We start from the raw sequence: 19,906 nt of genomic DNA on the forward strand, positions 1-19,906 counted from the left end.
ATGATAGAAATAAAAAACTTATGTTTTTCATATACAAATAAAAAACCATATTTACTTAATGATGTGAATTTAAATATTGAAGAAGGCAGCTATTTATCTGTTATAGGAGAAAATGGTAGCTGTAAAACTACTTTAATAAAATTAATACTTGGCTTATTAAAACCAACTAGTGGGAATATTATTATAAATTCTAAATCTATAGGCTATGTTCCTCAAAGATTAGATTCCTTTAATTCTCAATTCCCAATTACCGTTAAGGAAGTTTTGAATTCTCATAAAAAGACATTAAAAAATAGCAGTATGGATATTTCTTCTGCTTTAAACTCTGTTAATATGGGAGAATTTGAAAACAGATTACTTGGAATGCTTTCTGGCGGTCAGCAACAAAGGGTATTAATAGCTAGAGCATTAATGGGAAATCCAGATATAATTATTTTAGATGAACCATCAACAGGTGTAGATTCAAACAATCAAAAAGAAATTTATAGTATTTTATGTAAGTTAAATAAGGAAAACAAAAAGACTATTATTTCAATAGAACATAACATTGATATAGCTTTAAATAACTCTACACACATACTAAAAATTGAAGATGGAAATGCTTATTTATTTACTAAAGAAGAATATAGAAATAGTTTATAAGTAATGCTTTATTAGGAAGGTTAGATTTTATGTTACAATTAGATTTTATGCAAAATGCTTTTATGGCTGGATTTATTATTTCAATACTATGTCCCTTTATAGGACTATTCTTAGTTCTTAGAAGATATTCTATGATTGGAGATACTTTATCTCACTCATCCTTTGCTGGAGTTGCAATAGGATTAGTTATTGGGGTAAACCCTTTAATAACTGCATTTTTATTTACTACTTTATGTGCAATAATTATTGAGCTTTTAAGAGATTACTACAAAAAGTATGCCGAACTAGTTATGAGTCTTGTTTTAACTTTTAGTTTAGGTATAGCTATTATTCTTATCAGTAGTGGAAAAGCCTCTGCTAAAGTAAACTCCTTTTTATTCGGAAGTATCTTAACAGTATCAAGAGAAGATATTATATTAATACTTATAGTTGGAGTTATTTGCTTAATAGCACTTTTATTTTTATATAATAAACTTATTTATATTACCTTTGACGAGGAAGGTGCAAAAACTTCAGGTATTAAAGTAAAAGCTATAAATTATATTTTTACTATATTAGTTGGCGCAACCATTTCTATGTCAATACAAATTATGGGCATCCTAGTTATATCATCCATAATGATAGTTCCTGTTGCAACTGCAATGCAATTAAAGAAAGGCTTTAAGACTACTCTATTAGCTTCTATAGCCTTTGGAATCTTTGATATTATGGTTGGACTTATGCTTTCATACTATATTAATAGTGCTCCTGGTGGTACCATTGCTATAACATCAGTATTCACTTTAATATTAACAATAATATTCGAAAGATTTACTAGCAAATAATACAAAAAGGAGCTGTCTTTTTTAGACAGTTCCTTTTTTAATTAATAATTTTCAATGTAATTCCGTAGGAACTACTAAAAAATTTAATTTCAAAAACTCTTCTAGAATTTTTTCCTCAATTATGCATTATAAATTATTTATCTTTCTTGCAATCATCGCATATTCCATTAAGCTCAAGCTTGTGTTGAGTTAAACTAAATCCAACCTTAGCCTTAATTGCTTCTTCTATTTCTTCCATAGGGCAAGGTATTTCAACACATTTATGACATACATCACATTCTAAAATATGCTTATGACTTTCCTTCTTTAATATATATATAGATGGTCCATCAATATTGATTTTTTTTATAACATCTTTTTCCTCTAAAAGTTCCAAAGTTCTATAAACTGTACTTAGATTCAAATTCTTATTTTGTTTTTTACATTCATCATATATATTTTCAGCTGAAAGTCCTTTTTCTGAGGCTTCTACTATGTTTAGTATTGAAATTCTTCCAGCAGTAACTCTAATTCCATTTTCTCTAAAATAATTTTCCCAGCTCATTTTCTTCTCCTAACGTGCTATAAAGCTCTTTACTAATATCATTATACCACTAGATTAAATCATATTAAATATTAAAAAAAATCATTTCTAATCCTAATATTAATAATATTAAGCCTCCAAGTAGATCAGCATATTTATAAACGAAACTAATTTTTCTAACATATCGACATAAAAAAAAGCCTGTTGTACAAATTAATAAAGTAATTAATCCCACTAAAACTCCATCCAGAGATAATAATATAATATTCTCATTATAAAAAGCTGTAAAGCCTAGAACTAAAGCATCAATGCTAACTGACATTCCCAATAGCATGTACATTGATTTATTTATCAAAATAGAATCTTCTTTTTTATTACTTTTAAAAGCTGCTATTATCATAATAATTCCTATTATAGTTATTATTATTCCACCTATAATGCTTGGAATAGAAACTATATATGTATCAAACAAGTTCCCAGCTAATCCCCCTAAAAATAAAAATAAAAATTGAAAAAATCCAAATGATAAAATAAATTTTATCTTATTTTGCTTAACTAAGCTTGGATTTATTCCTAAGCTTATAGTGATTCCTAGTGCATCCATAGCTAATGCTATACCAATTAATGAAACATCTTTTAATTCCATATAAAAACCCCTTTTTTATTATTAAATTAATTAGTTTTATCCATAAATTTTATATATTAATTTTCAATTAAGTACTTTATTTAACCAAAAATTTATTGTATATTATTAAATAGAGTATATGATATTTTAAAAAGTATATCACATATAATGTTTTAATCATTATTTTTAATAAAAGGAGAGTAAATTAATGTCAAATTGTATTATCGCTCAATCTGGCGGTCCAACATCTGTAATAAACTCAAGTGTAGTAGGTTTAGTACAATCTAACAAAGATATTAAAGCCTTCGATAAAGTATATGCTGGTTTAAATGGAATAGAAGGAATTTTAAATGGAAATATTATAGATTTAACTACTTTTTCTGAAGCGGAACTTAATACCTTTAGGTATACCCCATCATCAGGATTAGGATCTTGCAGATATAAAATGAAAAAATTAGAAGAGTCATCAAGTGAATATGATATGCTATTAGAAATTTTAAAAGCAAATGATATAAAAGCTTTTTTTTATGTAGGCGGAAATGACTCAATGGATACAATTGCTAAATTAGGTGATTATGCTAAAAAAACTGGTATAGATATAAAATTTATAGGAATTCCAAAAACAATAGATAATGATTTAATGTACACAGATCATACACCTGGCTTCGGTAGTGCTGCTAAATTTATTGCAACTACAGCTTTGGAAACATACTTAGATTCATCAGTTTACATACATAACGGAATTTTTATATTAGAAACTATGGGAAGAGATACTGGTTGGTTAGCTGCATCAGCTTGTCTTGCAAGAATAGATGGTAAACAAGTAGCAGATTTTATTTACTTACCAGAAACAACATTTAATGTAGATAACTTTTTAGAAGATGTTAAGAATAAATTTATTGAAAATAACAAAGTATTTATAGTAGTTTCAGAAGGTATAAGAAATGCTGACGGAAAATTTATTGCTGAAGAAAAGAAACAAGCTCACGATAAATTTGGACACGCTCAATTAGGTGGTGTTGGAAACTATCTTAAAAATCTTATTATATCATCAGGTATTACTAACAGAGTTAAAGCCTTAGAGCTTGGTGTTCTACAAAGATGTGCTATGCACTGTGCTTCTGATATAGATCTTCAAGAAGCTTTTGAAGTTGGATATTCTGCTTTAAAGTTCGCTTTAGAAGGTAACAGCGGATATATGGTTGCTATTAAGAGAGAATCAAACTCTCCTTATAAAACTTCTCACGTTTTAGTAGAAGCAAACAAAATAGCAAATAACGTTAAATATTTTCCTAAGGAATTAATAAATGAAAGAGGAAATAATATTAAAGAAGAAGCTTATGAGTATTTTGCTCCATTAATATCTGGTAATCCTTCTTTAGTTATTGACAATCATCTTCCAAAATTCAAAACAATTCGAAATATATAATGTAGAATTATGTAAAATATAATTTTAAAACTCAGCTTCCGCTGAGTTTTTTCATTAATTCTTAATTCTTTCATTTTCTAATTCTACAACTCTTTAATTCTCTCTTTATTCTTTGATTTTTTAATTGCTCATTATTTGCGTAGCTACTCCCCTTAGAGTATAATAATAGTGTTAATTTTGTGATTTACGTAATTTAAATATAGTTAAAATAATTTGGAGGACTTTTATGATAGTTTTAAGTTGTAAAGATATATCGAAAAGCTATGGTATTCAAGAAGTATTAAAAGATATTACCTTTTCAATAAATGAAGGTGATAAAGTCGGAATTATTGGAAGTAATGGTGAGGGAAAATCTACACTTTTTAAAATAATAACTAAAGAGCTTACTCAAGATAGCGGAGAAATTTTTATAGATAAAAATAGAACTATAGGCTATCTAACTCAGCATGTTGATTTAGATATGAATAATTCTATATATAATGAAATGAACTTAGTTTTTAAAGAACTATTAGATATAGAAGAAAGATTACATATACTAGAAGGTAAAATGGCTGAGCCCTATACTGAAGAAAATGCGGCTGCTCATGAAAAGGCAATTAAGGACTATACCACCCTTCAAGATCTTTACTCTCATAAAGGCGGCTATACATATAAAGGCGAAATATCTAGAATATTAAAAGGTCTTGGCTTTATTGAAGATGATTTTGATAAAATAATAAATACTTTAAGTGGTGGCCAGAAAACCAGGGTTGCTTTATGTAAGCTATTACTTAAAAAGCCTGATATAATCCTATTAGACGAGCCTACTAACCACTTAGATTTAGAAGCTATTGAATGGTTAGAAGATTATCTTAAAAATTATAAAGGAACAGTATTAGTAATATCCCACGATAGATTTTTCTTAGATTCTGTTACTAACAATACCTTTGAAGTAATTAATGGTCATGTAAATTGTTATAACGTGCCTTATACAAAGTATATTGAGCAGAGAAAGAAAAACTATGAAACTCAATTAAAAGCTTATAATCTTCAACAAGCAGAAATAAAAAGGCAAGAAGCAATAATCGAAAAGTTTAGAAGCTTTAATAGAGAAAAAAGTATTCGAGCTGCTGAAAGTAGAGAAAAAGCTTTAGATAAAATGGAAAAATTAGATGCCCCTGATAGAGAAAAAGAAGCATCTAAAATCAACTTTGAGACTTCAGTCAAAAGCGGACATGATGTATTACATATAGAAGGTTTATCAAAAAGTTATGATAATAAAACACTTTTCAGCGGACTCTCTTTAGATTTAAAAAGAGGAGAAAAGGTTGCCCTAATAGGTGAAAATGGTGGTGGTAAAACTACTCTATTTAATATTATTTTAGATAATATTAAGTCTGATGCTGGAAAAGTAATTTTAGGTGCTAATGTTAATGTTGGCTATTATGATCAAGAACAATCTAATTTAAATTTAGATAAGACTATTATTGATGAAGTATGGGATGATTTTCCTAACTTAACCACATCAAAGCTAAGAGGATATCTTGCATCTTTTCTATTTACTGGTGATGATGTTTTCAAAACAATAAACACATTAAGTGGTGGAGAAAAATGTAGAATTAATCTGTTAAAGCTAATGATTTCTAAATCAAACTTTCTTCTATTAGACGAACCTACAAACCATTTAGATATAATGTCTAGAGAAGCATTAGAAGATGCATTATTAACTTATGATGGTACATTAATGGTAATATCTCATGATAGATATTTTTTAAATAAGGTAGTAAATAGAATACTTGAGCTTAACAAAAGTGGTATAACAGAGTTCCTTGGAAATTATAGCTACTATCAAGAGAAAAAAATAAATCCAAATAGATTTGAAGCTATGGAAGAATTGGCAAAAGGTAAAACAAAAACCCAATTAAAAGAAGAAAAAAGAAAGAAAAAAGAATTAGAAAAAGAAGAAAAAGCTATGAAACTAAGATTTAAAAAACTTGAAGATGAAATAGCTAAAGAGGAAAACAATTTACTTGCCCTTCAGGAAAAACTTTGTTTAGAAGAAGTTTATTCGAATCCAGTGGAAAGTGAAAAAATAAGCAAGGAAATTAAAACCTTAGAAGAGAAAATATCTTCTTTATATGAAGAATGGGAAACACTAGCGTAATAAAGGGTAACATATAACAACCTTTATTAGAATTATAATTATCAGTTACATTTTAAGTTGTAATTTGTTCCAAATTACAAAAATAAAAAGGGGCTGTTTGTGCGACAGCCCCTTTTTATTTATTCATCATTTATATTATTTAAATTATTTTTTTCCTGTAGATCCAAATCCACCTCTATCTTTATTTCCAAAGGTATCTACTTCTTCAAACTCTATGCTAGGCATTACTTCCATTATTCTAAATTGAGCTACCTTATCTCCTCTTTCAATAAATGTTCCTTTCACTCCATCTTGCTCATTCTTTCCTTGAATGCAGAATACAGGCATATGCCACTGATCATTATCACCTATGTAACTCGAATCTACTACACCAATGCTATTTGTTTGTATAATTCCCCAAGTCTTAAATGTAGAACTTCTTGGAGCAAGATGCCCTTCCCATCCATTTGGAAGTTCAAGCGCAAACCCTAATGGGATCATTGCTCTCTCCCCTTCTTTTATAAACATATCTTTATTAGCATATACATCTATCCAATCACCTTTAGAAATCTTACTTAGCCTAGTAGCACCTTCAAAATACTTAATTCTAATTATCATATGTATCTCTCCTTATTAATTAAACATAAATTTTATAAAACTTAAATGGAGACTTTATAATGTATATTATTACTTTATAAAATCTCCAAAAAACTATCTTTTATAATATCCTGGCTTGATTCTATTAACTACACAAATGTCAGTACGTTTATTACTCTTATCAATAGTTACTTCATTCCAATTATAATATACTGGCTTTTCAAAAAATCTTCTATCTACAATTGAAATTACCCTAAAAGATCCATTAGGAAGATTTTTAAATTCTGCTACTCCTCTAGAATCCGTAAACTTTGAATCAAACAATCTAGGTGAAACTCCATTTAAGATATAAAGATTTATTCTAGCTCCCTTTAATTCTACGCCTTCTTTAGTCCCTAGTTTTGATAAGACTGTTATTTCCCCCTTAGCTTCAGGAGCTTCCCTCTTACCATACTTTTCTTCTAAAGAATTTTCTATTTCAGAATATATGCCACTGTAGCCCCTATATCTTTCTTCCAAAATTTTTTCTTCATTAAATGTTTTAGTATTGTCTTCTTCTATTACATCGCTTAAATCTTCATAGTAGTCTTCATCTATATCTTCACTGATATCTTCACTGAAATCTTCTGAATCTAATTTAATAATATTCTCCTCTTCAGCTATGTTAATTATGTTGTTATCATTTATTATTCTACTTTCATTAATAGTGCCACCACTATTAACAATACTACCGCTATTTATTTCCTCATCTACTTTGATAAATAAATTGACATTACCATTTTCATCTATAGTATATTGACCATTCTCATTTTCATCACTTTGATATTGATCATCAATTACAATTTTCATTTTAACCTCCAAAGTCCAATATAGTTACATAATACGATCACTATACAAACTTTGTGATTAAAATATAATATAATTTTAAATATTTTATTAGCTAACAAATATCATTTTAGATGCATCTTCAAACTTAATTGGTCTACTAAAATAATATCCTTGTATTAAGTCACAACTAATATTACTTAAATACTCAAGTTGTTCCTTTGTTTCAACACCTTCAGCAACAACTGTCAAATTTAAATAATGTGATAATTCTATTATGCTATTTATAATATACTCACATTTTTCCTCGATAAGGATTCCATCTATAAAACTCTTATCTATCTTTAATACATCAATTGGTAATGTTCTTAAATAACTAAGAGAAGAATACCCTGTCCCAAAGTCATCTAAGGCTAAAGTTACTCCAAGTTTTTTTAATCTCTCTAATGTTTCTATATTTTTTTCTGGATACTTCATTATAATACTTTCGGTTATTTCAAACTCAACATAACTTGAATCTAATTCAAGTTTCTTTATAGTTTCATCAATAAAGCTCACTATTTCATCATCTCTTATTTGTACTTCTGAAAGATTTATTGCCATTTTAAATTTTTTATCAGTTTTCAAAGATAATTCCTTACATTTTTTAAGACTTTCTTGAATAATATACTTCCCTATAGAAATAATAAGTCCAGAACTTTCTGCAACTGGAATAAACTCATTTGGAGATACTAAACCAAGCTCCCTACTATACCACCTTACCAGCGACTCAAAGCCTACTACTTCTCCTGTACAAACACTTACCTTTGGCTGATATAACATTCTAATTTCATCATTATCAATAGCTACTCTTAATCCTTTTTCAATATCAAATTCACGATTTAATATTTCTAATATATTTGAATCAAAGAATTCATATCTATTTTTACCATTAATCTTTGCTAAATACATTGCCATATCTGCTCTTTTTAAGAGTATTCCCATATCCATACCATCAGTTGGATAAATACTTACTCCTATACTTAATGAACAAAATATTTCTTTATTCTTTATCATCATAGGTTTACTTAAATTTTTAATTATGTTATCTAAAATATCTTTTATTTCGTTTTTAGTTTGTAAATTGTATTTAACTAAAACAAACTCATCTCCACCATATCTGGCAAAGAGAGAATCTTTGATATTCATATCTTTAATACATTTGCAAAATTCAAATAACAAAGAGTCACCTAAATCATGTCCATAAGTATCATTAATATACTTAAAATTATCTAAATCTATAAAAATTATCGCCATCTTTTCATTAGCATAATTTTTTAATCTATTATTTATTTCTCTAACAAAATACCTTCTATTTGGAATACCAGTTACATCGTCATTATAACTTAAGTAACTTATTTCAATTTCTTTTTCTTTTCTAGCAGTAATGTCTGATAATGCACCATAAATGAATATGTTGCCATTATTCTCCACAACCTTCTTCCCTTTACTTTGAATCCAAAAAGATTTATTATTCACACCTTTTATTCTATAATCAATTGAATATAGTTCATTTTTAGGAGAATTTAAGGTATTGTTAATTTTTTCGAGATAATCTTTTATATCCTCATCCATTATGTATTCTTGCCACTTTTTATCAGGAATTAGCAAGTCTCCATTTCCCGGAATACCTAAGTATTTTCTTATTGCGCTTCCTATAGAAATAATATTTTCATTTACATTCCACCAAAAAACTATCTCATTTGCTACCTCTAAAGCTAACCTATTTCTATCGTTGCTATTTGTATTAACTCTTTGAATCTTTTTCATTTCTGTAATATTTTTTATAGATCCTGTTAAAAAGAAAATATTATTAATAATTTTACCATTTCCCTTAATTTGAATATTTAATTTTTCATCATTTTCATTTATGAAAGTTGGCTCTAAAATAAAATCATCAATACTTCTATTTTCAATAACATTTTCAATATAAAGTACTATATCTTCCCTTTCATCATCAGATATATAATTAAACCATTGATCAAAACAAGTAACTTCCTGATTAATGCCTAATATTTCCTTTATCTTGTCAGATATAAAAAGCTCATTATTTTTACTTGACCATTCCCATATGGCACCATCTAAGGCTTCTAGAGCTGATTTATATCGTCTTCTATTAACATCTACTAAATTATGTAACCTATAATATATTCTTCTTTTGTAAAGTGAATTAGCTACTAATAGCAATATAATAATAGACATTATAATTATCAAGGTATTTTTATCTTCAAATCTAGTTAAATTATATAATGCTATGATTAATACAAATAAAAATATTAAACCCTTCTTGTTTTTTCTTCTCATTTCTACCACCAAAAACCCTGTTTACAATATATTACAACAATTATTGTATCATATATTTATGTATATTAATATTACTTAAAATATAATTAATAAAAAATATTATTAAGTAATTTAAAAGGAATTCAGCTACACTGAATCCCTTTTATAATTATATCATATTATTATTTTAATTAAACTAATTTTTCCTGAAAGCTTCGCCTTTAGATAGTATTAAGTTTAATGCTACCCCCACTAAAGCCGCTAAACTTAAACCAGAAACACTTACAGTTTCAGTAATATTAATTCCAATTGGATTCTTTAGGAATATTCCTGATAATCCAATAAATAATATAACTACCATTACAATTATATTTTTAAGATTAAACTTTACTTCTTCATTTCTAATAGTTTTTACCCCTATTATTGCTATCATTGAAAATAGCATTATACTTATTCCACCCATTACTGATGAAGGTATAGTTCTAATTGTAGCTCCAAATTTATCTACAAAACTAAGTAGAATTGCAAACACTGCTGTTAATCTTAGTATTGATGGATCATAATTCTTAGTAATTGCCAGTACACCTGTATTTTCTCCATATGTAGTGTTAGCTGGTCCTCCTATTAAAGATGCAACCATAGTTGCAATTCCATCTCCTAATAAAGTTCTATTTAAACCTGGATCTTCTATAAAATTTTGTCCTACTACCATTCCATTAGTAGTTACATCACCTATATGTTCCATAAATACTGCAAGTACTACTGGTACTATTACCATTATTGCTCCAATATCAAACTTTGGAAGAGTAAATGCAGGTATTGCTACAACATTAGCATTTTGAATTGCAGTTACATCTACTTGTCCTGCAATTAAACTTATTGTATATCCAATAATAACGGCTATGATAATTGATAATTGAGATATGAATCCTTTTGCAAACTTCTTAATTAAAAGTGCTAATGATAAAGTGATTATAGCAATCATTAAAGAAGTAGTAGCTCCAGCTTCCTTCGCTATAAATGCATTTAATCCAGCCATATCTAAGGCTGTTGGTATAAGATTTACACCTATTACCACAATCATTGGCCCAACCACTTGACCTGGTAATACCTTTCTTATATTAGATACACCTATTTTTTTAACTATAAATGAAAATAATACATATACTAATCCTGCAAAGAACATTCCACCTTGCGCATATCTTAAATCACCATATTGCGCTGCTACTACTCCTATTACTGGAATAAAGGCAAAAGAAGAACCTAAAAATACAGGAACCTTACCCTTAGTACATAAATGAAATAGTAATGTACCAACTCCAGCTGAGAACAAAGCAACTGATGGATCTAAACCTGTGATAATAGGTACTAATACTGTAGCACCAAACATAGCTATTAGGTGTTGAAGTGCTAATATACTTTTAAAAAAACCTTTCTTCGTATTACTTAAATTAGTAGTCTCTTGTGTTTCAACATATTGTGCCATTCTTATGACCTCCCTATTTAATTTTATAAGGAGAAACATTCATTTCTCCTTTATTAGCCTCTCTGGACTAATTTAAAAGGTACTAAAAAAAACTTCTCTATTCCCAGAGAAGTTATAATAATTCCACTAATAATATATTTCTTTTAGCCTCTCTGGACTGTATTAAAGAATTTTCATTTTTTTAAATTATATCACTTGCACTTTTTTATTTCAATAGTTTATTATTATTTTTTTTAGGAATACTATTAATGCTTGTTATTCATTGGAGGTGAATTATGAAAAAAATATTTAAAAATATATTAATAATACAAATCCTACTTTTAAATATATGTTTATTATATCCAAGCTTTAAGGTTTTTGCTTTTAGCAATTTCAGTAATGAAGAAGTAACTGATGAATCCGAAAATGCCGGTCCAAAGGTAATATATCTAACTTTTGATGATGGTCCAGGTGGTAAAGTAACAAATGAAATTCTTGATACTTTAAAGAAAGAAGATATAAAAGCTACCTTCTTTGTTATTGGGTCAGAAATAAAAGGTCAAGAAGATATATTACTAAGAATGAAAGATGAAGGACATAGCATAGGATTACATAGTTATTCCCACGATAGAAATAAACTTTATTGTAATAATGCAGGTTTTTTAAAAGAAATGCAAAAAGGTCAAGATGAGATATTTAGGGTTACAGGTGAAAAATATAACATTTTAAGATTCCCTTTTGGCTGTAATAACAAAAGCTATAGATTGACTAAATCTTTAGTTGATGAAATTCATAACAATAATTATAAAATATATGATTGGACATTAGATAGTGAGGATGGAGCTAACTACAGTTCTTCTCCAAGTACCATAGCAAAAAAATCTTATTCTTCTAAAAATAATGTTGTACTTTTAATGCATTGTGGTTTTATAAATAAAAACTCTGCAAAAGCTCTTCCTTCAATAATCAAGTATTATAAGGATAAAGGATATGAATTTAAAACAATAACCGAAGATACACCTGAGATTTATAAAATAACACGTTAGCTACGCAATGAATAATGTATAGTGTACAATGTAGAATTGGTGGAAAAACTCTTACCAGAGTTTTTTAAATTAAAAGATGTTGAATTAAATTTTTTTAATTCAACATCTTTTTTTATTTTGATGATTTGGAACAAATCACATCTTTTATTATAAATTATCCATTATCTATTATTCATTAGGATAAGTTTTCTCTTAAACAATTTCTGTTTTTGTAGCTTTTAAAGCAACTCCAATTGCCTTATATAAAATTGTTCCTAATATAATATTCATAATTGCTGCTGGTACTACTACTGTGCTAACTAATATCATGAATGGTCCTGGTAAACCAACTATTATACTAGCTGATTCTAAGAATACTAGTCCACTTATTACAGTTCCTACAGTTAATGCTAATATAATCTTAACGAAATCTGAAACTCTCTGTCCCATTACTTTAAAAGCAAAGAATATGATATGAGCTGTAACTAGCTTATCTATAATATTAGGAAGTTGTCCTCCTGGAAACTTTGTTGTTAGAGCTGTTATAACTCCCATTATTACACTTGAAATTAATGTTGTCTTGTAATCCTTATTTATTAAAATAATTATAAATAACATTGCTAAAGCTAGGTCTGGCTGCATTGGTAAGCCTAAAGCTGGTGTAATTTGATGTAGTAGTGCTCCTATTGCTATTAATATTGCGTTTAATATCATTTTCTTAACATTTAAATTTTTTTCCATTATAATTTCTCCTTTTCTCTACTAAATTTATTTTAATCTTTATTATCACCTAAAGTTCATACCATATTAACCAGCTCCTTGCTATTTTTAAATAAAAAAAACGCCCTATACAAAATGTATAGGACGGTATTATCCGTGGTGCCACCTAAATTGCTCAAATAAGCCTCTCTACTCAGGTACTTCATACCCTATTCCCTATAACGTGGGACTTACGGTTTAGCTACTTTAAATAATTTCGCCTCACTCCTCAGAGGCCCATTCACTATCTGCTACAGTACTGAAATCCCACCATCTTCAGCTCTCTAAAACTTTACATAATAGTTACTCTCCCTCATCAAAGGAATTAATTGTTAATTTATATATATAATATTATTCATACTCACAATTGTCAATACTTTTTTGAAATTTATTTCTATTAGGAATTATGACCATAATAAAGAATAAAATAACTAGGATTATTCCTTTTAAAATACTAGTTCCACTAATACTCCACCATACTCCATTTAATCCTAATGCAGCATAAGAGCTCAAAAAAATTGCTGTAGGTATTCTAAGCCCTGTAAGTATTATACTTACCCAGAATGGAGTTACTGTATCTCCAAGCCCCGAAAAGGCTCCTGCAGTAGTTATTTCTATGCACATAAATAATTGAGAAAACCCTAATATCATAAGATAATTTGCTCCTGCTTCAATTGCCTCTTTTTCAGGAATAAACACAGAGAATATATCTCTACCAGCAAAAATTAATAATAAGGTTGAAAAAATTCCTAGTACACTAGCTACAATAATAGTAGCTTTATAACCCTTTAAAATTCTTCCCCACTTATTAGCTCCATAGTTTTGACCAACAAAAGCTGTTAGTGCTGCTGCAAAACCTTCTGCAGTCATCCAAGATATAGCTTCAATTTGAGAACCAACCTTTTGTACTGCAATAGCTACAGGTCCAAAAGAAGCTACAACTCTTCCAATTACCATAGCAAAAAATGAAAATCCACAATTTTGCATAGCCATAGGTATTCCAAGCTTACATATCTTAGTTATTACTTTTTTGTCAATATATTTTCTATTCTTTAAACTTAGTGAATATCCATTTTTAATAAATGCTATTATAAAAATTACAGATACTATAACCTGCGCTAATACGGTAGCTAAAGCTGCTCCTATTACTCCTAACTTTGGAAATCCAAAAAGTCCAAATATTAATATAGGATCAAAAGCAATATTAAATACTAATCCTATAGAATTTATAAAAAATGGAACCTTACTACTTCCTGAAGCGTTAAATATTCCTGTGAATAACGGATTTAAAAAGCTAAAAATCATACCTAATGAAACAACAATTAAGTAGTCTATTGCCATTTTTATTATTGCTTCATCTCCTAAATTAAAAAATCCAATTAAGTTTTTTCTAAAAAGTACTAATAAAAATGTATATGTAAATGCGATTACAATGTTGATTAGTAAACTATTATATATGTATTTATTTCTTTCAATTTTATCTTTCTTTCCTATCGCTTGAGATACTCCTATCTCTGCTCCTATTTTAGAAATAAAAACTAAAGCACTTCCAAACCAAGTGAAAAATCCAGCTGTACCTACAGCAGCTACTGCATTACTCCCTATTCTTCCTACCCAAATCATATCTATCATATTATAGGCCATTTGGATAAATGAAGTTCCCAATATAGGAAGTGATAATTTTATTAATGATGATGTAATATTTCCGGATACTAAATTAACTGATTTCTTCATATTGTCCCCCCTAAATTGTAATATAAAAGTTAAATTTAATACTTATTACTTAAACGTATCTAGGGCTTATAAAGGATGTTAATTAATATTCCCTTTATAAGCCCTTATTTTTTAGCTCTTAGATAGCTATCTTTATTTACTTAACATAGTTATTACATTTTCAAAATGTTCTGGTCTACTGTAATAGTATCCTTGAACAGTGTCACATTCAATGCTTTTTAAATAATCAACTTGCTCTTTATCTTCAACACCCTCAGCAACTACAGTTATACCAAGTTTATGAGATAGTTGAATAATATTTTCTACTATGTATCTAGATTTATCATTTTGAGTCATATCAACTACGAAGCTTCTATCAATTTTCAGAACATCTATAGGAAGTTTAGTTAGATGATTTAACGATGAGTATCCTGTACCAAAATCATCTAAAGCAATAGATGCACCTAATTCTTTGATTTCTAATAAATATGCAATATTTCGATCGACAGACTTCATAATCATACTTTCAGTTATTTCAATCTCAATATACTTTGGTGAGACTTGAAACTCTTCAATTAAGGAATTAAAGTATTGAACTAAATCTCCTTCTCTTAATTGAACCTCTGAAAGGTTTACGGCTATTTTAAAGTTATCATATCCTTCTGATAGTAAATATTTAATTTTAGCAAAAACCTCTCTCAATACAAATTTACCAATAGGAATAATTAGTCTTGTGCTCTCCGCAACAGGAATAAATTCTCCTGGACTTACAAATCCCATTTCTTCACTTTTCCACCTAAGTAATGCTTCAAATCCATCAACTTCGTCATCTGTAAGTCTAACTTTTGGTTGAAACACAACATACATTTCATTATTCTCTAATGTTGTTCTAAGCCCTTTTTGAATAGAATATATTCTATTTATTTCTTTTGATATATTGCTATTAAACATTTGCCATTGATTTTTGCCATTACTCTTTGCCATATACATAGATGCATCAGAGTTTTTTAATAAACCTTCAAAATCCTCAGCATCATCAGGGAATACTGAAACTCCAATACTTACTGAAGAAAATATTTTTTTACCACTAATATTATACGGATCTTTTAATATGTTCATAATATTTGTAGCTATCTTTTTAATTTCATTAGCACTTTCTATATAAGGAACAAATATTAAAAACTCATCTCCACCAAATCTACAAATAGTAGCATTAGTATCAAAAACTTTTTTTAAGTCTTCGGAAAATTTTTGAAGAAAAATATCCCCATATATATGACCATAGGAGTCATTAACAAATTTGAAATTATCTATATCAACTATTATTAAAGCGCCTCTGCTTTCTAATGCTGTTAGAGCTTTAATCTCCTTATCTATAACTTCTTTATATCGTTTTCTGTTTATTAAGCCAGTTAATTCATCATAATAACTCATATATTCTAATTTTAAACTTGCTTCTTTTTCCTTAGTTATATTATGTATGTAGCCTTCATATCTTAGAAGGCTTCCTTTTTCATCTTTTTCACCTTGTCCTTTAATACTAATCCATACTTCTTGCCCATCTAAATTGATTATTTTAATTTCGATTTCTTCTAAATTACGTCTAATTCCATCAATTAACACTTCAATAAACTCTGGATGTATATACTTTTTACAATCATTAAAATGCATAACAACAAAATCATCATTCAATCCTATGATTTCTTTGTTGTTTCCATAAAATATTATTAAGTCGTTTTCTTTATCAGCAAATATAAACAATCCAGTTATTGATTTAATAAAAGATTCTTTGAACTTAGATAAAAACTCGTCACTTTCATCAAAAGCTAAGGATTTTTTGTTCTTAAATTTAAGGTAATTAACGTCCTTGTTAATACTCATATCCCTATTCCTACCTTTTATCCTTATCAAAATATACTACTCTTTAAGTGAAAGATTTTTATTCTCTATCTTTTAAAAGCTCTTCTTTGTCTGCTTTTTCCTTATTATCATTTATTAATGTTGCGACTAAAGCTGTCCCAGCAGCAATTAAAACGGCTAATTTACCAAAGTTTTTTAGCTTCATAAATTATTCCTCCTAATTATTATTTAAATTGATTTGTTTCTTTATCATATTTATAATTTATTGATTCTAGTTTCTCTTCTAACTCGTCTTTTAGTATTCCCATATCATCACATAAATCTTCTAAGCTAGGATAAAAATCCCTAAGCTTCATATTAATCATACTTAATAAAATATTTGGGTCCATAGCAATAAATTTATCTTTATCCATATAATTTCTCCAATCATATTTTTAAGCACTAAAGCTTAAATAAAATATACCATATATTTTTTAATAAAAAAAGCAAAATATGCACAGAAATTTTCAAATTTTGATAAAATCAAAAAAACTGCTTAATATTTTTTTAATTTAAGCAGTTTTTTTAAAACAATTATAATTTTTATTTAACTTCAGGTACTTTAGATGCTTCACTCGCCTTAGTCGGTTGATATCTTTTATTCTCCCAACTTGCTTTTTGATTTTTCTTAGCCATTAAATCACCTCCGCTACATTATTATTATAAATAATATAGCTTTAATTATTCCTCATCATAAACTTCTAAGTACTTAGTTTTAACTCCATCTTTTTCCCAGCCAAGAATTGAATCTAAATTAACATTTTCAGCTGACTTAAATATCGACTTTTCTACACCATCAAAATTCTTCTTAAGCTCTTTTATCAATTCCTTAATTTCATATCTTTTATTACCTATTTTTTCTGCAGCAACCATGCAAGCACAGTTAAGTGGCCAAATACCTGCATTATTTGTAAACCTCTTTATATAATCTTCCTCTACATAATATAAAGGTCTAATAAGCTCCATTTCTTGAAAGTTAGCAGCTTTAAATTTAGGTAGCATAGTTTTAAAATTACCGGCATATAAAACATTAAGTAAAGTTGTTTCTATAACATCATTGTAATGATGTCCAAGAGCTAACTTATTGCATCCAAGTTCCTTAGCCTTATTATATAAAGAACCTCTTCTCATTCTAGCACATAAGTAACATGGATAATCTCTAGCCATTTTATCAACAACTTCAAAAACTTTTCCTTCATATATATGTACTGGAATACCTAAATGCTCACAATTTTCTATTAAAAGTTCTTTAATTTGAGGATGGTAACCAGGATCCATTGCAATAAATTCTAATTCAAAATTCATTTGCCCATGTTTTTTTAACTCTTGGAAACATTTTGCCATAAGTAATGAATCTTTACCACCAGATATAGCTACTGCTATTTTATCTCCTTCTTCAACTAAATTGTAGTCTTTAACTGCTCTAACAAATTTAGTCCATATATGTTTTCTATATTTTTTAACAAGGCTACGTTCTATTTCTTCTAAAGGCTTTTTCTCTTCAGTAGGAACAAGTCTCTCGCAACCTTTACCAGCTATATTTATCAATTCATCACCTCATTTAATAATCCTTATCAATTATATCACTTTCTAATCCTATTGTCTTTACCTTATATTTTATCTTTTCCTTTTATGACTTGTGGATAGTTAAAAATATTATATGGGTCGTACTTTGTTTTTATATCTTTTAGCCTTTTTATATTTTCACCATAATATTCTTCTTCATAATTTTCAAGTTCAATAATTGGGAAGTTTACAAATGAACCCTTAGTCAAAGATTTTACAACTTTAAAGTTCTCATTTATCCATGTCTTATTTAATTCAGCATACTTGTCCTCTATCCACACGGATTGAATTCCCATAATAAATCTTGCATCTCTATAAAAATATGCTGTATCTAATTTATCTACATCTGCAATAGCCCCACCTGTACCATAAAAAGTAATTGCAGTATAATCATAACCTTCTGAAGGGTTATCAATAATATTTATAAGTTTCTCAATTTCTTCTTCTATGTAATCTCTATTTACAAATCTTCCTGTTGATTTATATTTTTCATAATCTGGATGACTATCTTGTATCCATCTATTACACTCTAAAATACTCTTATCTTCTAAAGTAATCTCTATATCATCAGTAATATCTAAAAGTGGTTTTAATATTTCTTTTGCCTTTTTAGAATTACCGTAAAATAATCCAGTTAATTTAACTCCTCTTCCCTTATTCTTAGAATTATACATAGCGGTTTTTAAATTCATTTTTCTATCTAAATCCTTATATAATTCTTGTAGACATAAAATAACCCTAATATTATTTTCTTTTGTAATATTAGGATAATTAATATATATTAAAGTTCCCATATCAGCTTTTTCTTTTATCTTAATAGTCATAGATGTAATTACACCAAAATTACATCCTCCACTGCCCATAAGAGCCCAAAAAAGTTCACTATTTTCTTCTTTATTTACTATTAATTTATCACCTTTATAATCTATAATTTCAGCTTCAAGTAAACTATCAGATGCTAGACCTAAAAATCTCGATGAGTATCCCCATCCTCCACCTAATATTAATCCTGGAACTCCAACTGTTGGACATCCTCCACCTGGAAATGCATATCCCCTAGCACCAAAAGCTTCGTAAGCTTCTCTATTCCTTACCCCACCACCTATTTTTGCAATAGCTCTTTCTTCATCTATGTATATTTTATTTAAATTACTTACATCAATAATAGCTATGTCATTACCTGTTGAATATCCTTCATAACTATGAGCTCCTGACCTTACTCTAATTTCTATATTATTTTCTCTAGTCCACTTAATTGCATTTATTACATCCTCTTCATTAAAGCAATAAATAATAACTAATGGATATTTTTCTATTGCTCTATTCCAACATATTATAGAAGCATTATATTCCTCGCTAGACTTAGTAATTACTTTCCCAGTTAATTCTCTATAATCAATACTTCTCATTAAATCACCTTCTGTATCTTATTTATATATAGATGATATCACACAAAATATTAAAATAAAATATTATTGATAATTATAACTTTGTCCTATTATATCAAATTTTTCTTATTTTATTTATTTTTCCCTTAACACTTAACTAATTCATACATACTCTATTAGTA

Annotated in this window: 17 protein-coding genes and 1 other annotated feature; of the genes, 5 read left to right on the top strand and 12 right to left on the bottom strand. The window is 27.9% G+C overall.

Features of this window, described 5'->3' with window-relative positions; genetic code table 11:
• Both GPX08_RS10875 and GPX08_RS10880 read left to right on the top strand, forming a co-directional pair.
• Positions 1 to 642 (top strand): ATP-binding cassette domain-containing protein, encoded by a 642-nt coding sequence (locus GPX08_RS10875; RefSeq protein ID WP_156626835.1) that lies wholly within the window; start codon positions 1 to 3, stop codon positions 640 to 642.
• 29 nt (positions 643 to 671) lie between these two features.
• A complete protein-coding gene (locus GPX08_RS10880) occupies positions 672 to 1,466 on the top strand; it encodes an iron chelate uptake ABC transporter family permease subunit (protein ID WP_156626836.1) in 795 nt (264 codons plus the stop codon).
• A 133-nt stretch (positions 1,467 to 1,599) separates the two neighbouring features.
• Here the strand turns inward: GPX08_RS10880 and GPX08_RS10885 are convergent, their stop codons facing one another.
• Positions 1,600 to 2,010 (bottom strand): transcriptional repressor, encoded by a 411-nt coding sequence (locus GPX08_RS10885; RefSeq protein WP_156626837.1) that lies wholly within the window; start codon positions 2,008 to 2,010, stop codon positions 1,600 to 1,602.
• Between the two features lie 64 nt (positions 2,011 to 2,074).
• Positions 2,075 to 2,635, bottom strand: a complete 561-nt coding sequence (locus tag GPX08_RS10890) for a hypothetical protein (RefSeq protein ID WP_156626838.1) — start codon at positions 2,633 to 2,635, stop codon at positions 2,075 to 2,077.
• A 187-nt stretch (positions 2,636 to 2,822) separates the two neighbouring features.
• Between GPX08_RS10890 and GPX08_RS10895 the strand changes: the two genes are divergently transcribed.
• On the top strand, positions 2,823 to 4,043 hold the full coding sequence (locus GPX08_RS10895) for a diphosphate--fructose-6-phosphate 1-phosphotransferase (protein ID WP_156626839.1): 1,221 nt from the start codon (positions 2,823 to 2,825) through the stop codon (positions 4,041 to 4,043).
• Between the two features lie 226 nt (positions 4,044 to 4,269).
• Positions 4,270 to 6,186 carry an ATP-binding cassette domain-containing protein gene (locus GPX08_RS10900; RefSeq protein WP_156626840.1) on the top strand — a complete coding sequence of 639 codons (1,917 nt, stop codon included), beginning with the start codon at positions 4,270 to 4,272 and terminating at the stop codon, positions 6,184 to 6,186.
• A gap of 144 nt (positions 6,187 to 6,330) precedes the next feature.
• On the opposite strand, the gene GPX08_RS10905 is transcribed toward GPX08_RS10900, so the two are convergent.
• From GPX08_RS10905 to GPX08_RS10920, 4 genes are all read right to left on the bottom strand, one after another.
• The gene (locus tag GPX08_RS10905) at positions 6,331 to 6,783 is read right to left on the bottom strand and encodes a deoxyuridine 5'-triphosphate nucleotidohydrolase (protein WP_156626841.1); all 453 of its coding nucleotides are present in this window, start codon (positions 6,781 to 6,783) and stop codon (positions 6,331 to 6,333) included.
• Between the two features lie 93 nt (positions 6,784 to 6,876).
• Positions 6,877 to 7,611: a calcium-binding protein gene (locus GPX08_RS10910; RefSeq protein ID WP_156626842.1), complete on the bottom strand. Its 735-nt coding sequence runs from the start codon at positions 7,609 to 7,611 to the stop codon at positions 6,877 to 6,879.
• 87 nt (positions 7,612 to 7,698) lie between these two features.
• The gene (locus tag GPX08_RS10915) at positions 7,699 to 9,930 is read right to left on the bottom strand and encodes an EAL domain-containing protein (protein WP_156626843.1); all 2,232 of its coding nucleotides are present in this window, start codon (positions 9,928 to 9,930) and stop codon (positions 7,699 to 7,701) included.
• A 175-nt stretch (positions 9,931 to 10,105) separates the two neighbouring features.
• Entirely contained in the window at positions 10,106 to 11,395 is a 1,290-nt protein-coding gene (locus GPX08_RS10920) for a uracil permease (RefSeq protein ID WP_156626844.1), read from the bottom strand.
• Between the two features lie 275 nt (positions 11,396 to 11,670).
• Between GPX08_RS10920 and GPX08_RS10925 the strand changes: the two genes are divergently transcribed.
• Entirely contained in the window at positions 11,671 to 12,420 is a 750-nt protein-coding gene (locus tag GPX08_RS10925; RefSeq protein WP_156626845.1) for a polysaccharide deacetylase family protein, read from the top strand.
• Between the two features lie 192 nt (positions 12,421 to 12,612).
• On the opposite strand, the gene GPX08_RS10930 is transcribed toward GPX08_RS10925, so the two are convergent.
• The 6 genes from GPX08_RS10930 to GPX08_RS10955 form a co-directional block, all read right to left on the bottom strand.
• The gene (locus GPX08_RS10930; RefSeq protein WP_156626846.1) at positions 12,613 to 13,140 is read right to left on the bottom strand and encodes a tryptophan transporter; all 528 of its coding nucleotides are present in this window, start codon (positions 13,138 to 13,140) and stop codon (positions 12,613 to 12,615) included.
• Positions 13,141 to 13,256: 116 nt separating this feature from the next.
• Positions 13,257 to 13,487 (bottom strand) — a binding site (T-box leader).
• Positions 13,488 to 13,509: 22 nt separating this feature from the next.
• Positions 13,510 to 14,892, bottom strand: a complete 1,383-nt coding sequence (locus tag GPX08_RS10935; RefSeq protein WP_156626847.1) for an MATE family efflux transporter — start codon at positions 14,890 to 14,892, stop codon at positions 13,510 to 13,512.
• A 132-nt stretch (positions 14,893 to 15,024) separates the two neighbouring features.
• A complete protein-coding gene (locus tag GPX08_RS10940) occupies positions 15,025 to 16,752 on the bottom strand; it encodes an EAL domain-containing protein (RefSeq protein ID WP_156626848.1) in 1,728 nt (575 codons plus the stop codon).
• A 203-nt stretch (positions 16,753 to 16,955) separates the two neighbouring features.
• Positions 16,956 to 17,144: a DUF4250 domain-containing protein gene (locus tag GPX08_RS10945; protein ID WP_156626849.1), complete on the bottom strand. Its 189-nt coding sequence runs from the start codon at positions 17,142 to 17,144 to the stop codon at positions 16,956 to 16,958.
• Positions 17,145 to 17,451: 307 nt separating this feature from the next.
• A complete protein-coding gene (locus tag GPX08_RS10950) occupies positions 17,452 to 18,318 on the bottom strand; it encodes a tRNA 2-thiocytidine biosynthesis protein TtcA (RefSeq protein WP_156626850.1) in 867 nt (288 codons plus the stop codon).
• Between the two features lie 62 nt (positions 18,319 to 18,380).
• The gene (locus tag GPX08_RS10955; protein ID WP_156626851.1) at positions 18,381 to 19,745 is read right to left on the bottom strand and encodes an FAD-binding protein; all 1,365 of its coding nucleotides are present in this window, start codon (positions 19,743 to 19,745) and stop codon (positions 18,381 to 18,383) included.
• Between the last annotated feature and the right edge of the window lie 161 nt (positions 19,746 to 19,906).

Origin of the sequence: Clostridium tertium (assembly GCF_902652255.1) — a bacterium.
GTDB classification, from domain to species: Bacteria; Bacillota; Clostridia; order Clostridiales; family Clostridiaceae; genus Clostridium; species Clostridium tertium_A.

What these genes read in the sequence shown, in the direction of transcription:
- GPX08_RS10875 (WP_156626835.1), top strand. Translation starts at nt 1, where the DNA reads ATGATAGAAATAAAAAACTTATGTTTTTCATATACAAATAAAAAACCA.
- GPX08_RS10880 (WP_156626836.1), top strand. Translation starts at nt 672, where the DNA reads ATGTTACAATTAGATTTTATGCAAAATGCTTTTATGGCTGGATTTATT.
- GPX08_RS10885 (WP_156626837.1), bottom strand. Translation starts at nt 2,010, where the DNA reads ATGAGCTGGGAAAATTATTTTAGAGAAAATGGAATTAGAGTTACTGCT.
- GPX08_RS10890 (WP_156626838.1), bottom strand. Translation starts at nt 2,635, where the DNA reads ATGGAATTAAAAGATGTTTCATTAATTGGTATAGCATTAGCTATGGAT.
- GPX08_RS10895 (WP_156626839.1), top strand. Translation starts at nt 2,823, where the DNA reads ATGTCAAATTGTATTATCGCTCAATCTGGCGGTCCAACATCTGTAATA.
- GPX08_RS10900 (WP_156626840.1), top strand. Translation starts at nt 4,270, where the DNA reads ATGATAGTTTTAAGTTGTAAAGATATATCGAAAAGCTATGGTATTCAA.
- GPX08_RS10905 (WP_156626841.1), bottom strand. Translation starts at nt 6,783, where the DNA reads ATGATAATTAGAATTAAGTATTTTGAAGGTGCTACTAGGCTAAGTAAG.
- GPX08_RS10910 (WP_156626842.1), bottom strand. Translation starts at nt 7,611, where the DNA reads ATGAAAATTGTAATTGATGATCAATATCAAAGTGATGAAAATGAGAAT.
- GPX08_RS10915 (WP_156626843.1), bottom strand. Translation starts at nt 9,930, where the DNA reads ATGAGAAGAAAAAACAAGAAGGGTTTAATATTTTTATTTGTATTAATC.
- GPX08_RS10920 (WP_156626844.1), bottom strand. Translation starts at nt 11,395, where the DNA reads ATGGCACAATATGTTGAAACACAAGAGACTACTAATTTAAGTAATACG.
- GPX08_RS10925 (WP_156626845.1), top strand. Translation starts at nt 11,671, where the DNA reads ATGAAAAAAATATTTAAAAATATATTAATAATACAAATCCTACTTTTA.
- GPX08_RS10930 (WP_156626846.1), bottom strand. Translation starts at nt 13,140, where the DNA reads ATGGAAAAAAATTTAAATGTTAAGAAAATGATATTAAACGCAATATTA.
- GPX08_RS10935 (WP_156626847.1), bottom strand. Translation starts at nt 14,892, where the DNA reads ATGAAGAAATCAGTTAATTTAGTATCCGGAAATATTACATCATCATTA.
- GPX08_RS10940 (WP_156626848.1), bottom strand. Translation starts at nt 16,752, where the DNA reads ATGAGTATTAACAAGGACGTTAATTACCTTAAATTTAAGAACAAAAAA.
- GPX08_RS10945 (WP_156626849.1), bottom strand. Translation starts at nt 17,144, where the DNA reads ATGGATAAAGATAAATTTATTGCTATGGACCCAAATATTTTATTAAGT.
- GPX08_RS10955 (WP_156626851.1), bottom strand. Translation starts at nt 19,745, where the DNA reads ATGAGAAGTATTGATTATAGAGAATTAACTGGGAAAGTAATTACTAAG.